Source organism: Bacillus sp. GW823-FHT06A11, from assembly GCF_058795355.1.
Genome location: NZ_JBXAHS010000001.1, coordinates 123,237 through 137,555 on the forward strand (window position 1 = coordinate 123,237; position 14,319 = coordinate 137,555).

General features: G+C 31.9%; 16 protein-coding genes. 3 read left to right on the forward strand and 13 right to left on the reverse strand.

Annotation, left to right across the window (positions count from 1 at the left end):
- Positions 1 to 120 precede the first annotated feature (120 nt).
- Positions 121 to 999 (reverse strand): helix-turn-helix domain-containing protein, encoded by an 879-nt coding sequence (locus AC1Q8L_RS00425; protein WP_000397972.1) that lies wholly within the window; start codon positions 997 to 999, stop codon positions 121 to 123.
- Positions 1,000 to 1,181: 182 nt separating this feature from the next.
- On the opposite strand from AC1Q8L_RS00425, the gene AC1Q8L_RS00430 reads away from it, so the two are divergent.
- A complete protein-coding gene (locus AC1Q8L_RS00430; RefSeq protein ID WP_000827555.1) occupies positions 1,182 to 1,433 on the forward strand; it encodes a response regulator transcription factor in 252 nt (83 codons plus the stop codon).
- 459 nt (positions 1,434 to 1,892) lie between these two features.
- Here AC1Q8L_RS00430 and AC1Q8L_RS00435 read toward each other — a convergent pair whose 3' ends face one another.
- From AC1Q8L_RS00435 to pepD, 4 genes are all read right to left on the reverse strand, one after another.
- Positions 1,893 to 3,074, reverse strand: coding sequence for an agmatine deiminase family protein (locus AC1Q8L_RS00435; protein WP_000724491.1), 1,182 nt, complete (start codon positions 3,072 to 3,074; stop codon positions 1,893 to 1,895).
- Between the two features lie 288 nt (positions 3,075 to 3,362).
- Positions 3,363 to 3,965: a hypothetical protein gene (locus AC1Q8L_RS00440; RefSeq protein ID WP_000517268.1), complete on the reverse strand. Its 603-nt coding sequence runs from the start codon at positions 3,963 to 3,965 to the stop codon at positions 3,363 to 3,365.
- Between the two features lie 25 nt (positions 3,966 to 3,990).
- Positions 3,991 to 4,800 (reverse strand): C39 family peptidase, encoded by an 810-nt coding sequence (locus AC1Q8L_RS00445; RefSeq protein WP_000664543.1) that lies wholly within the window; start codon positions 4,798 to 4,800, stop codon positions 3,991 to 3,993.
- Positions 4,801 to 5,045: 245 nt separating this feature from the next.
- Positions 5,046 to 6,515, reverse strand: coding sequence for a beta-Ala-His dipeptidase (gene pepD, locus AC1Q8L_RS00450; protein ID WP_000287544.1), 1,470 nt, complete (start codon positions 6,513 to 6,515; stop codon positions 5,046 to 5,048).
- 211 nt (positions 6,516 to 6,726) lie between these two features.
- On the opposite strand from pepD, the gene AC1Q8L_RS00455 reads away from it, so the two are divergent.
- Positions 6,727 to 7,116 (forward strand): YxeA family protein, encoded by a 390-nt coding sequence (locus tag AC1Q8L_RS00455; RefSeq protein WP_000713872.1) that lies wholly within the window; start codon positions 6,727 to 6,729, stop codon positions 7,114 to 7,116.
- A 19-nt stretch (positions 7,117 to 7,135) separates the two neighbouring features.
- On the opposite strand, the gene spoIISB is transcribed toward AC1Q8L_RS00455, so the two are convergent.
- The 5 genes from spoIISB to AC1Q8L_RS00480 form a co-directional block, all read right to left on the reverse strand.
- Positions 7,136 to 7,312 carry a stage II sporulation protein SB gene (spoIISB, locus tag AC1Q8L_RS00460; RefSeq protein WP_000852629.1) on the reverse strand — a complete coding sequence of 59 codons (177 nt, stop codon included), beginning with the start codon at positions 7,310 to 7,312 and terminating at the stop codon, positions 7,136 to 7,138.
- A 72-nt stretch (positions 7,313 to 7,384) separates the two neighbouring features.
- Positions 7,385 to 7,513 carry a hypothetical protein gene (locus tag AC1Q8L_RS00465; protein WP_000237818.1) on the reverse strand — a complete coding sequence of 43 codons (129 nt, stop codon included), beginning with the start codon at positions 7,511 to 7,513 and terminating at the stop codon, positions 7,385 to 7,387.
- 112 nt (positions 7,514 to 7,625) lie between these two features.
- A complete protein-coding gene (locus AC1Q8L_RS00470; protein ID WP_000624974.1) occupies positions 7,626 to 8,363 on the reverse strand; it encodes a type II toxin-antitoxin system SpoIISA family toxin in 738 nt (245 codons plus the stop codon).
- Between the two features lie 238 nt (positions 8,364 to 8,601).
- Positions 8,602 to 9,339, reverse strand: a complete 738-nt coding sequence (gpmA, locus tag AC1Q8L_RS00475) for a 2,3-diphosphoglycerate-dependent phosphoglycerate mutase (protein ID WP_000594158.1) — start codon at positions 9,337 to 9,339, stop codon at positions 8,602 to 8,604.
- 166 nt (positions 9,340 to 9,505) lie between these two features.
- Positions 9,506 to 9,988 carry a MarR family winged helix-turn-helix transcriptional regulator gene (locus tag AC1Q8L_RS00480; RefSeq protein WP_000191887.1) on the reverse strand — a complete coding sequence of 161 codons (483 nt, stop codon included), beginning with the start codon at positions 9,986 to 9,988 and terminating at the stop codon, positions 9,506 to 9,508.
- A gap of 116 nt (positions 9,989 to 10,104) precedes the next feature.
- Between AC1Q8L_RS00480 and AC1Q8L_RS00485 the strand changes: the two genes are divergently transcribed.
- Positions 10,105 to 11,781 carry an alpha-keto acid decarboxylase family protein gene (locus tag AC1Q8L_RS00485; protein WP_000745300.1) on the forward strand — a complete coding sequence of 559 codons (1,677 nt, stop codon included), beginning with the start codon at positions 10,105 to 10,107 and terminating at the stop codon, positions 11,779 to 11,781.
- Between the two features lie 157 nt (positions 11,782 to 11,938).
- On the opposite strand, the gene AC1Q8L_RS00490 is transcribed toward AC1Q8L_RS00485, so the two are convergent.
- The 3 genes from AC1Q8L_RS00490 to AC1Q8L_RS00500 all read right to left on the reverse strand — a co-directional run bounded on the left by AC1Q8L_RS00490 (position 11,939) and on the right by AC1Q8L_RS00500 (position 14,292).
- Positions 11,939 to 12,721, reverse strand: a complete 783-nt coding sequence (locus AC1Q8L_RS00490; protein WP_000381786.1) for a class I SAM-dependent methyltransferase — start codon at positions 12,719 to 12,721, stop codon at positions 11,939 to 11,941.
- A 334-nt stretch (positions 12,722 to 13,055) separates the two neighbouring features.
- Positions 13,056 to 13,463, reverse strand: a complete 408-nt coding sequence (locus AC1Q8L_RS00495) for a VOC family protein (protein WP_000072492.1) — start codon at positions 13,461 to 13,463, stop codon at positions 13,056 to 13,058.
- Positions 13,464 to 13,581: 118 nt separating this feature from the next.
- On the reverse strand, positions 13,582 to 14,292 hold the full coding sequence (locus tag AC1Q8L_RS00500; RefSeq protein WP_000787496.1) for a class I SAM-dependent methyltransferase: 711 nt from the start codon (positions 14,290 to 14,292) through the stop codon (positions 13,582 to 13,584).
- Positions 14,293 to 14,319: the final 27 nt, after the last annotated feature.

Below are 14,319 nucleotides of genomic sequence, written 5' to 3' on the forward strand. Positions count from 1 at the left end.
TATCTAATATTACGGTATTTATTTTAGCAATAAATAACAATTAGGAATAGTTCGTATTACAGTACTTTTTTTAGGAATAAATACCAATTAGGAATAACTTATGTTAGAATTATTTCTTGTTTATTCTTGATTTTTAATATATTTATCCTTGATCATTTTTATATATTGTTTTCTTTCTGTTAATTCAAATATAAATAATGCCTTTTTTATGTATGTTAAACCAACTTCATTAGAGTGCTGAACTTTTAATAAAATTGCACCTTTTTCAAAAAACAATTCACCTAATAAGTATAAAGTATTCATATTTATAGCTAATTTTATGCCTATTTCACTATACTTTATTGCTTCTTCATATTGATTTGCAAGGTGTAAACATTTTGTTAACGTATGAATGAGTCTTAATTTGATTTCTTTTTCTCTAGGGAATTCTATCTTATTAAAATTAATTAAACTTTGTTTTAATATATTTATGCTTTTCTCATAGTCTTCATTTTCTGCATGTATTATAGCAATTGAATTCATTATGCTTATTTCTTTTTCTGATAAAAAGTTACTACTACTTAAGGTTTGTTTTAGTGCTCTATTTAAAATGTCAAAAGCATTAATTGTTGCTCCATTTACATAATATATAGCAATCGCTTCATGCCATAATAGAAATTGTTTATCTTCTTTTGATTGGAAATTATTTTCGTTTTTCTCTTTTTTCACTATTTCGTAAAGCTCATTATATTCTTTTTGTTTCACACAATCTCTCATTACACATTTTACATTTTCAATATATTTTATTTTTTTGTTTTTCGTTAGCGCAAATATATAATTTGGATCAATACCAAGTCTTTCAGATAATTGATACAACAATATGCTAGATGGATAAATAATACCTTTTTCTATCTTACTAATTTGGCTTTGTGAACATATTCCATGACATAATTCAGATTGTGACATGTTTTTTTTCTTTCTAAGTTCTTTAATAATAATACCAAGATTGTAGAATTCCATCTTTCCTCCCTCAAATGTAACACTTTATGAGTATAAGAATATTTTCCAACTTTTAATGTAATGTAAAATTAATATAGTTACAATTACTAATTATATGGATTTATAGTTTCTTTTACAAACTTGTATCACAATACGAGAAATTATTAAAATATGGTTCACTAATAATCAAAGGAGCGTATTTTATGAAAAGAATGTTGACCGAAAGAGAGTTAGAAGTGGCTATTTATGTAGCAAAAGGATTTACAGATGTAGAAATTTCAAAAAAAATATATGTTACCCCTCGAAGAATTTCAACGATAATTAATCATATTAAAGAAAAATGGCATATTAATTCTAGAGTAGAATTAGGTATTTTAGTTTATCATTATGGTTTTATAGATGCACCCTTATTTTCAAATAAAGAAAATCATTTATTCGAAAAGGTTGCACAATAATTGACCAAGTATAATGTGGTTCATTTACAAATAAAAACAGAAAAGTCGCTGAACTTTTATTATTTAAGGTAATTCTGTATTCTGAAGGTAATGGGCATGTATGGCTTGCTAAAAGAAAAAATATAGATTGTATTTAGATATTTTAGTAAGACTAATTGTACCAGGAACTTTTAAAAGGTAAAAACATACCTTTAGACAATGTTTCTTCCGTAACAGCAAGTATAGCTTTTAATGTAGAAAATCCATCCATTTTGATTAAGCTTTTTCAAAAAGGGTGGGTTTCTTCAGTTTATAGGAAAGGTATACTTAACTTATAAACTGAAACTTTAATCATTCGAGCTGCCCGTTAATGCAGGATAAAAAATAAAATAGGTAAAAATGCCATCGCATCTTTACCTATCCTATAGATAAACAGGTTTTCATAAGAAATAGAAAACTCCACTGAACACTATAAATATATTATTTTAAATTAATTGGTTGTTGTTGAGTAATACAATGGATTATACCACCATTTTTATAAAGCTCTCTTACATCAATCCCCACAACTTTACGATCAGGATAAAGTTTTTGAATCATCTCATTTGCTATTTTATCATTAGGATCATTATAGTTAGGAACTAAGATAACTTGATTCGCTATATAATAATTAATATATGAACCTTTATAATCAAGTTGCTTCCCATTTTCTAATGTAACATTATTCTTGCTTAGCGGCAGATATACATACTTGTACTTATTCCCCTCAGCATCTTTTGCCTGCAACAACTTGTTAATATCTTTATCAGACGTTCCCCATTCAGATAAATCTTTTTTGTTTAATGTTATAATAGTAGATTTATCGTGGAATTTTGCAAATCCATCAATATGAAAATCAGTAATATCTAAGTTAGGTACTCCATCTAACCAAATAAAATTTGTTACCCCAAGGTCACTAATATATTTTTCAATATCTTTTTCTGACAATTTTGCATTTCTATTTTTATTCGTTACAGCACTTCTAGTTAGTAAAGCAGTTCCATTACCATCTAATTCAAATGCGCCACCTTCAAGAACAAATTTATTCCAATCAATTCTTTCAATTCCTAACTGTTTACTAAGATTCTCACGAAGACGAGCATCTTTCTTATATGGTGTTTTCTTTCCCCATCCGTTAAATCCTGGGTCTAATATCTTTAGATTTTTGTCATTATCATAAACAAAAATTGGTCCAGTATCTCTCGCCCATACATCGTCAGTAGGTGCGATAAAGAAATCAATTTTCCCCATATTTACCCCGTGATCTATTAAAACCTCAGTAATTCTTTCTTTTTCTTCTTGATCATATGCAACAATATGAACTTTTTCGCCTTTGCTTAAAGCATTTGTCATTTGAATCCAAATTGGCTCTACTTCTTGCTGATATTTTTGCCCATATGTAAATTCATGAGGCCATTGTAGCCATGTTCCTTCATGTTTGCTTTTTTCATCTGGCATTGTATACTTTCCTACTTGTTTTCGTACCTCTACTTTCTTCATATCTTTTCTTTGCGTTTTTTCAATTTCCTTCGCCTGAACTTTCTCAATCCCTTTCCCTAGAGCATAACCACTGAAAATAGATGTGGTTAGTATAGCACTCATACACAAATTCGTTATTTTTTTCATTTCTTAACCTCCTTTTCTGTCTTACTGTAAACCTTTACATAGTGTGAAGGTCAAGCTTTTCCGTTTGAATTATTTAAATATTTTAAATGTGAAGTGCAATTTGAATCGAACTCTATACAAAATAAGTAAGAATCAACTATTCCTACTATAATCATCATTTTTTCATAATATCTTACACTCTTTTTTTGTTATCCTTTTTATACCATGTACTGTATTATTTTCGAAAATAATACAGTACATGAAATTTCATATTAAATACATATATATATTTATTCAGTTTATATTTAACTATTCAAAAGCAGTTACAATTCTCTCTTTCATTTTCTGTATTACTTCACTGCTCAATACTTTTTGACCAGCAGGAAGTTTTAATATGGCAGCGGCACCTTTACTAAGGTATATTTCTTGATCATTATTTTGATTTACTACCAATATTCCTTGCCCTTCAAATTCGAAATAAATAATATCTTTTGTTTCATTTGTATTATTTTTTATTGATTTATATAATCCATATAAATCTTTACTTCTATTTTCTCCGCCCGTTCGAATCGGTTCAGTATCATTCGCAACAATCAGTCCTTCTGGCTGCTCATCCTTCATAATAAACCATAGCTTTTCATTTGTTGGTAATAGTAAATACTTAAATTCAGAGCTATTTAAAATTTGCTGTGCTGGAATTGTTTCATAGATTGGTAACGAAAATGGAGATGTTGTTATTTTTTCAAAACTTAAATTTTCTGAAGAACCTCCCTTACTATATTGATAATCTTTTAATGCAATCGATTGTACTGATTCACTTTTATTTTTTGATGCATAACTAATTTTACTAGCAAAAATAATAACAGTCATTAAGCACATGCACGGTATCACAAGCTTAAGTAGTTTTCCCATTTATGAACCCCCGCTTTTAATATTATTAGTTTGCATGGATATTATAAACAGTTTCACTCCACCAAAAATTATTATTGTTATGGAACGTACTGAAATTATGATTATAATGATCACCATACCAAGGGTCCATGTATGTTATATAATCTGTTCCATTTGTCCCTTTATAAAACCCATCAAGTACTAGAAAGTGTCCGATGTTAGCTCCATTTTGCCACATAATGAGTGCAATCATCGGCTGATTACTATTAATTTGACTTTTGAACCAATCATAAGATTTTGCTCCAGAACTTATAGCTGAGCTAACACCATATCCCGATAATCCATATTGTATTTCACGTGAAGTTGCAGGATTATTATATGATCCACCCTTAACATACCTAACGTACTGATCTTGTGATGGAGTTTTCCCAAAATAATTTAAAACTGAAACCGAAGTGCCTGCCCAACACCAATTTGACCTTTCTTGTAATATGTTAGGTACAGATAATTTACGATCTATTGATGTATTTGGAGGATTTCCATTAATATACGCTGACGTTACATATACTTTTTTTCCATCTTTAAAATAATAAAACCAACGATTATCTAAATTTCCTGTCCAGTAATCTTTAACCGCTTCACCATACTCCCATCCTTTAAAAGATACTTTTGTATTTCCGGGAATCACATCTACAATATTTGCATTTAAACTTTTTGCCTCTCTAACATTTACATTCAATGGAGCTGTTGTTCCTGAAAATTCAACTTCTTCTGCTATTATTTTCTGAACACCAATAAAACTAAATGTGAAGAACAATAAAAACATACAAACAATAAAATGCTTTCTTTCCTTCATTTCTCCACCCCTTCATCAGTACTAAAAAACATCAACAATTCATCCTTATTAATTGTTCAAGCTTAATATTACATACTAACGAAAAATGACTTCTCATAAAGTAAAACTTTAATCAGTAGTGGTTTTATTCATCCCCCACTGATTATTAGTTGAACCCATCGGGCTTCCCGGCAAATAGCGGGATAAATTCCAATACAAAAAAGGAGCCTATAAATTTTTATAGGCTCCTTTTTATTTCGTCGTTATTACTTAGCTAATTCTTTCGTACCCTTCATTACATCAATGAAGAATCCCCAGTTATTCACTACAGAAGAGATACTGATATGTTCATCTGGAGTGTGGACGTTAAAGATGTCTGGTCCGAATGAAATTGCATCTAATTCAGGCATCTTTTGAACGAATGCGCTACACTCAATCCCCGCATGTACAGCGAAGATTTCAATTTCTTTATTGTATTTTTCTTGATGTACTTTTTCAAATAAATTACGAATTTGTGAGTTTGGATTGTATGGCCATTCTGGATACTCTGACTCTATTTCAAATGTAGCACCAACTAATTCAGCAATATATTTGATTTCTTCTGCAACATGTTGTTTTAAACTACTTACAGAACTTCGCACTTCGTTACGTAATTTAATTTCATCTCGCAACGTTTCAATAACACCTAAATTCGTTGAGCTTTCTACAAGGCCTTTAATATCCATGCTCATACTTTGAATGCCATTTGGAATTAAGAATAATGATGAAGTAAGCTGCTTTTGTGTCTCTTTAGCAAATACTTTTTCAACTGTTTCATCCAATTTTGTCAGTGTAACATGAACATCTGGATCAACAGCACGCATTTCTTCTTGTAATACACGTGTCCATGATTCTAGTTTTTCTTCTACTTGTCCTACATCTTCTGTACGAATTAAAATTGTAGCTACACTTTCACGCGGAATTGCATTCGTTTTTAATCCGCCGTGAACTTCACTTATGTAAAACTCCGTATGTGCTGATAAATCACGTAATACTCGTCCTAATACTTTGTTCGCATTACCGCGTTGTTTATCAATTTCCATACCAGAATGGCCGCCTTTTAGACCACCAACATATAGACGGTATGCATCCATATTCGCTGGCGTTTCATCCCAAATTACGGGAATTGTTTCAACAGCTTTCGCACCACCTGCACTACTTACAAGTAATTTATGATCTTCTTCAGAATCAATATTTATAAATATCTTTCCTTCAAAATGATTTGGATCAATAGCAAAAGCCCCGCCCATTGTCGTTTCTTCTTCAGTAGTGATAACGACTTCAAGTGCTGGATGCGGAATTTCTTTTGAATCTAATAAAGCTAATGCATACGCAACTGCAATACCATTATCAGCACCTAAAGTTGTTTGATTTGCATATAACATGTCCCCAATGATTCGTAATTCAATTGGATCTTTTTCAAAATCATGTACTGTTGCTTGATTTTTTTCGCAAACCATATCCATATGACCTTGAATAATAATAGCTGGTACATTTTCATAACCTGCTGTTGCTTCTTTTTTAATAATGACATTCAATGCTTCATCTTGAATGACTTCTAAGTTACGCTCTTTTGCAAAGCCCACTAAATAATCACTAATTTCCTTTTCATTACCTGATCCTCTAGGAATCTTTGAAATTTCTGCAAAATGATAAAATACAGGGTGCTTTGTTAATTGTTCTAAAGTAGAATACATTTTTCAAGCTCCTCTCAAAATGAAAAAATAATATGTAAGTCTCATATCATTATACCACGATTCATTATTTTACCTTTCTTTTAACTTTTATTGTTCATTTTATGTACAACACTCTTACAACATTGTAAGGGCGTTGTAAGCTATATCGATTTTTCACATTTAATAATAGTCGTATACTTTTTAAAGAAACACATTAAAGGAGATAAAGAAAATGAAAAAGTTTTTAGCAATTATTACACCATGTTTATTATTTTTTAGTTTTACTATTGGCTGTGAGAGAGCGTCACTAAATAGAATTGGTAAAGATGTATATTACATGCAGATAAAAGGCGAAGGAACTATCGAAAAGGTAGATGGTAGAAACTTACGAAACTATACGCTGCCCGCATATGATGAAGATGGCGTCAAAAAACAAATTACATTTAGAAGTACAAAAAAAGAAAACAATCATAAATTAAATGCAGACGCGTTTTTACGCCTTTATGTAGATCAAGATGATAATAATAAAAATGAAATATCATCAATTGAAGTAAAGTCCTATGAAGAGATTCAGAAAGCAGATTTGCCTGAAAAAATAAGAGAAAAGTTTACTATTAAATAAAAGAACAAAAGAAAATGCTCTATGCATTTTCTTTTGTTCTTTTCACCTGTATATATTTTGAACTACTATTATTCATCAGTTTCTCTAACCGATTTATATTCTCCGTTAATGCACCTTTCACAAGAGAGAAATCTGTATTTGATTCTTCTTTTTTTTCTTTAAAAAACGAAGACTTTTGTACATTGACTTCAGCCATCTCTTCTCCCCCTTTTCAAAAAGATACAACCTTTTATTTATATTATATAGCAAATATAGAAAGAGTGTACACTTATGATTTTCTTTTTAATTCTTCTTCTAATTCTTCTACTTGCTGCAACGTATCACCTTTTATTAAAGAGAAATCGGTTGTATCTTCGTTATCTTCTTTAAAAAAATCATTGTCATAATCTTTTACCACTATAATCACCTCTACATGCTAGTGTAGGAATGATTGTCCAATTTTATTCAACTTTGTCGGATTTTGTTTTTAATTTATGTATAGAAGAAAAGGACAGAAGAAGATTCTGTCCTTATTTACTAAAATAACTATGATGTATTGTTAAATTATATACATTTTCAAAATCTCGATCTTGCAGGTTATTTTTCTTTCCATCAATAATAATGAAAACGTCACTTACTATTTTTGCTGGTATAATCCCGACATTTTCTACTTGCACCGCTTTCTGCTCATTCAATTGCTCGATATGTTCTAACGGAACGATAATACTAAATTGCGAGCGAATACCCCGAAAGTTTGTATTTAATTCTTTCGCGGCTTCAAAAACAACAATTTTCGCACCAATCTTTTCCCCATATGAATCTAAAAATGCATTTAAGCTCTTTGTATATTCCTCTTCTGTATGCCATTCCATCGTACCGAATACTGATGGGTTAACATTTTGAATAATTGTCGTGTATATTTCTCCTCTCGCTTTAGATGCAATTAATGATCGTTTTATTGATTGAACTGTCTTGCCAATATCGGTAAATTTCGCACCCCATATTTCTGAAATATTAGGTGTTAAAATGAACGCAATATCAACAAAAATAACCATTGCAGTAAACATTAAAAGATTTTTCCAGTGGGTTAAATCGATTCCTTTTATCATGAAATACACAGTGACAGATATGATAAACAAACCATACCAAGTCTTTCTAATACGTTGCTTCTTCTCCTCGTACAACTCTTCATTTTTCCAATAAAAGAAAACAAGGACTACAAAGACAATCGCTAAAACAAATAAGCCAATTCGAATGTTAGAGATCATTAATCACATCACCCTCCATTCAAAAACTACTCACGATATCATTACATGCGCAAGCTGCTCTCTTTATGACAAAAGACGTGGACAAGCTTCTAAATTTAGCTACATCGCATATATATTAGAAGGTGCCACGTCTTTTATCCTGCTATTTGTGGGCAATAAGACCCCCACTGATTAAAGTTTTACTTTACCATGAGTCTACATTGTATATGTAGACAAGCATCCATTTCAAATTTTCGTATTAAAAAGAAATATGTTTCGGAATTTCCCCTTCAGGTACTTCTCCATCCATACTTAAATAATAATGACGAATCGGACGTAAATCTTCATCTAATTCATAAACAAGCGGAATGCTAGTTGGAATATTTAATGAAACTACACCATCACTTGAAAGGTTATCTAAGTATTTTACTAGCGAGCGAATTGTGTTACCGTGTGATGAAATAATTACTTTATTACCACTTTTTAATGTCGGCGCAATTTCTGAATGCCAATAAGCAAGTACTCTCTTCTCCGTATCCTCTAAACATTCAGTTAATGGGAATTCACCTTTTTTGAGTGTTTTATATCTTGGATCATTCGCTTCATATCGAGAATCGTCTTCAGTAAGAGCCGGTGGTCTTACATCAACACTTCTTCTCCAAATATGAACTTGCTCCTCACCATATTTTTGAGCAGTTTCATCTTTATTCAACCCTTGCAATGCACCATAATGCCTTTCATTTAGCTTCCAAGATTTATGTATTGGGACCCAAGTAAGATTCATCTCATGAAGTACAATCCATAACGTCCGAATTGCGCGTTTTAATACAGATGTATAAGCCACATCAAAAGTATATCCGTTTTTCTTTAATATTGCTCCTGCTTCTCTCGCTTCACTTAATCCGTTCTCTGATAAATCAACATCTGTCCATCCAGTAAAGCGATTTTCAAGATTCCATAAACTTTGTCCGTGACGAATAAGTACAAGTTTTATCATTATAATTCCCCTTTCGGAAATGTGAATTTTATTGTTCCATTGCGTACACGTATAAAGTATCTAGTAATGTATCTTTTTATCCATTCACTCTATGACCAAATCATAGTTGCCAAATGTATGGATAAAATTTGTTCTTTTTCAAACGATAAAAACAGAAGTTTTTTCATTATTTTTGATCGACTGGTATTTCCCGTTTTGATACCCAAGCATCAAAACCTGATCGGCTATTTGCCATTTCATTCATAACTTGGTGCCAATTGTCCTCACATGATTCACCAAATTTTGAAAAAATAACACCCATTTGTTGTCTTTGTACATCACTCAGTTTTTTCTCTAAATCTGCACCTTTTTCTGTTAAAGACAACTGTTTTACACGTCGATCATGCATAGCCTCATTACTCTCAATTAAGCCCTTTTCCACAAGTTGACGTAACGGTCCGTGAAGAGCTTGTTTACTTATTTCTAATAGTGATAATAACTCATTTACACTTATCCCTGGAAAACGTGCGATAAAAAATAAAATTCGATGATGTACTCGTTGAATGCCATATTCTTTTATAATTTCATCTGGCTTTTCAGTAAATGTTTTATATGCAAAATAAAATAATGCTAATGCCTCATTCATCTGTTCTTCTTTATGTTGTGTCATCTACTTTCCCCCTGTATGTAAATTATACCACAATCTAGTAATGAATATTTTAATCAACGCATTAGAACTTGTTCAGTCTATTGAAACATTCATTGCATAATTAGGAGCTGATTCATTTGAAAAAACAATACACTGTAAGTACATATTTATTGGATAGACTACACGAATTAGGAATTGAACATATATTTGGGGTTCCTGGTGATTATAATCTTGCCTTTTTAGATGATGTGGTGGCACATGAAAAGTTAAAGTGGATTGGCAATTGTAATGAATTAAATGCTGCATATGCAGCAGATGGGTACGCTCGCATAAAAGGAATCGCTACTCTTATTACTACTTTCGGTGTTGGAGAATTAAGCGCTATTAACGGTATTGCTGGCTCATATGCGGAAAACGTGCCAGTTATAAAAATCACGGGTACGCCACCAACAAAAGTAATGGAAAATGGAGCAATCGTCCATCATACGTTAGGAGATGGAAAGTTCGATCACTTTTCCAATATGTATCGAGAAATCACTGTGGCACAAACAAATGTAACACCTGAGCATGCTGCTGAGGAAATTGACCGTGTTTTACGCGCATGTTGGAATGAAAAACGCCCGGTTCATATTAATTTGCCGATTGATGTGTATAATAAACCAATTAATAAACCTACAGAACCAATTTTATATAAACCGATTTTAAGTAATAAAGAAGCGTTGGATAAAATGCTTCTACATGCCACTTCAATAATAAATAATGCCAAAAAACCTGTAATTTTAGCTGATTTTGAAGTAGATCGATTTCACGCTAAAGAAAATTTACATCAATTCGTAGAAAAAACTGGGTTTCCCATCGCGACGTTAAGTATGGGAAAAGGAATATTCCCAGAAAAACACCCTCAATTTATAGGGATTTATACTGGTGATGTAAGTTCTCCGTACTTGAGAAAAAGAATTGATGAATCTGATTGTATTATTAGTATTGGTGTGAAGTTAACTGATACTATTACAGGCGGCTTCACACAAGGTTTTACAAAAGAACAAGTTATAGAAATCCATCCCTACACTGTGAAAATTATAGATAAAAAATACGGTCCAGTTGTAATGCAGGATGTTTTACAACATTTAAGTGATTCAATTGCGCATCGTAATAAAGATACTCTTGAAATTAAGCCATTTATTTCAGCACCATCACCTTTTACTGAAGAGTTCAATCCAAAAGCACAAATGGTCACACAAAAACGTTTTTGGCAGCAAATGTACCATTTCTTACAAGAAAACGACATCTTAATTGTAGAACAAGGAACACCTTTCTTTGGTAGTGCTGCTATCCCTCTACCTAATAACACTGCATATGTAGGACAACCGTTATGGGGATCTATCGGATATACACTGCCCGCTCTACTTGGTACACAGCTCGCCAATTTATCACGGCGCAACATTTTAATTATTGGTGATGGTTCTTTCCAAGTAACTGCCCAAGAGTTATCAACTATACTACGTCAAAATTTAAAACCGATTATATTTTTAATCAATAACAACGGATACACTGTTGAACGTGCCATTCACGGCCAAAACCAACTTTATAATGATATACAAATGTGGGATTACAATAAACTATCAATGGTATTTGGATCAGAAGAAAAAAGTCTAACATTTAAAGTAGAAAATGAAGCAGAATTAGCAGAAGTCTTAACAAATATAACTTTTAATAAGAATCAACTTATCTTTATTGAAGTTATAATGAGCCAAAGCGATCAACCTGAATTGTTAGCTAAACTCGGGAAAAGATTCGGTCAGCAAAATTCTTAATATAAAAGCATAACCTAATTATACAATTGGTAGTGTAAAACTTGTTTTGAGAATAGTTTCGACACTCAAAATACATAAGGAAAAGGATGGGAAGCACCATCCTTTTCTATTTTAAGAGCATTCTTCGACTAACGCCCCGTATGACAAGCAAAAATTCTTAATCCATCTTTAACTTTATAGCTTTTGTCGCAATAAATGTTTTAATATGCTTATCTAATATCCTTGTTCCACCAAAATCATCCTCAAAAAAACCTGTTATAGCAAAACCAGCTTCAACTTGGCCTTGGACTTGGTCTTCTAAAGTATGCGCATATTCTATTGTTTGATTTGAATCGATGTAATCTTGAACTTCATCCTCTGGTAAATAATCCAATGTTGATGAAGGAATTGAATGTTTAACATCAAGAATACCTTTTTGTTCTTGGTTATCATCAAAGATCCATAGTAACGGATTTGTAAATCCAGCAATAAGAATACCTTTATTCTTTAAAACCCTAGAAACTTCATTCCATACAAGATGAACATCTTTTACAAACAAATTAGAGACAGGATTTACAACAATATCAAAATAATCATCCTCAAAATCACCAAGGTCTGACATATCTCCTTGTACGGTTTTTAAAGACAAACCATCCCTTTTTGCTACCTTTTCATCTTGTTCCAATTGCTTCTTAGATATATCAGTTACTGTTACATCTGCTCCAGCAGCAGCTAGAACAGGTGCTTGTTGTCCACCACCTGATGCTAAGCAAAGTATCTTTAATCCATCTAATGACTTTGGAAACCACTCTCTAGGAACTGATTTTTCCGTAGTGACTGTAATCTCCCATTCACCTGATTTGCTTTTCTCAACAATCTCGCTACTTACAGGCTGCGTGTATCTAGAACCTTCTTCAACCTTCTTATCCCATGCATTGCTGTTTTGTTGTGTAGTATCCATCGCGATTAGTCCTCCTAACGATCTAGTTGCATTCAATGTGTAAGCTTAATGCTTTCCTTTTTCTATTAACCTGCCTGATAGTTCATACATAGTTGTCTATATTTATATTAACAGATAAATGCAAATAATTACCAAAGAATTCTAAAAAGACAAAGAATTACACATCTATTCCATTCATTTAAACTAATCGTAGAATTGGTAAGTTTTAAACAACTCACTTCCACATAAAAAAAGCATTCCAAATCTGTTAACAGTTGGAACGCTTTTTTATGTTATTTCATTTTTCAAGCTTTTAACTAAATCCTTTAAACAAATAAGCTATGATTTTTCTTTTTTATTCAGCAAGAGTTAACTGCCAAGATACACCATACTTATCATTTAACCAGCCAAACTTTTTACTAAACGGATAAGAACCTAAAGGCATAAGAATTGCTCCATCCTGCGCTAGTTTATGAAAGACCGTTTCAATTTCTTCTTCTGTCTCACAAGTTACATAAAGAGATATAGCTGGAGTGAATGTAAAATTATGATTTACATAACTATCAATACACATAAACTCTTGGCCATTTAGCGTAAAAGTTGCATGAATTACAGTTCCCTCTTTACCAGGTCCATTTTCATCGTAGCGAGAAATACTTACAATTTCCGATTGATCAAATAGCGACGTATAAAAATTCATTGCTTCCTCAGCTTTGCCTTCAAACATTAAAAACGTAGTAATTTTTTGATTTGTGTTACTCATATGGAGACAGCCCCTTGTTATATATTTATGTAAAACATAAGTCGGCCAAAAAACCGAACGTACATTCCTATGAGTGTATTGTCTATAAAAACGATGAGTTTGTCAATTATCTACTTTCTTATTTCTTCTTAAATAATGCTGTCCAAAGAAATGATTCTCCAAACATTTCATTCGGTTGTTTCATTTGTTCCATCCTTCTAATCTCAATTACCTCAAATTCTTTAAATATCTCTCGTAACTTTTCTTCCGAGTATGCAAGACCACCTTTTAGACTCCATCCTCTATATACGTCCCAATCAGTTATTTCTGACCCATTTCGTTCATCTAAGTCGCCTGCCGCAAAACATGTTAATCCGAAATAACCACCCGATTTTAATGAGTTTTTAATTAAATCCACATAATTTATTCTTCTATGCGGTGGAATGTGATGCAAACAGCCCGAATCGTATACAAAATCAAATTCGTTTTGAACCTCTAAATTAAAAATTGAATCACAAATAAAATGAATTTCTACCCCTTTTGCCAATGCCCTTTCTTTAGCCCAATTAATGCCTTCTACAGATAAATCCACTGCGGTTACATCAAACCCTTGAGTCGCTAAATAAATGGCGTTTCTACCTGGACCACATCCAAGTTCTAATACTTTCCCTTTTGAAACTCTCTCTTTTTGTATATACGAAACTAAGTTCTCATCTGGAACATTTTCAAAAAATGGAACATCCTTTTCTCTATTCTCATAAAATTCATTCCAAAAAGGTTCTGCAGGTCTTAATAATGAATCAAGCATTTTTAAAATGTCTTCTTGTGTGTGTAACGTTTCATTTTTCATTAATACCCCTCCATAAATTAATAGTCA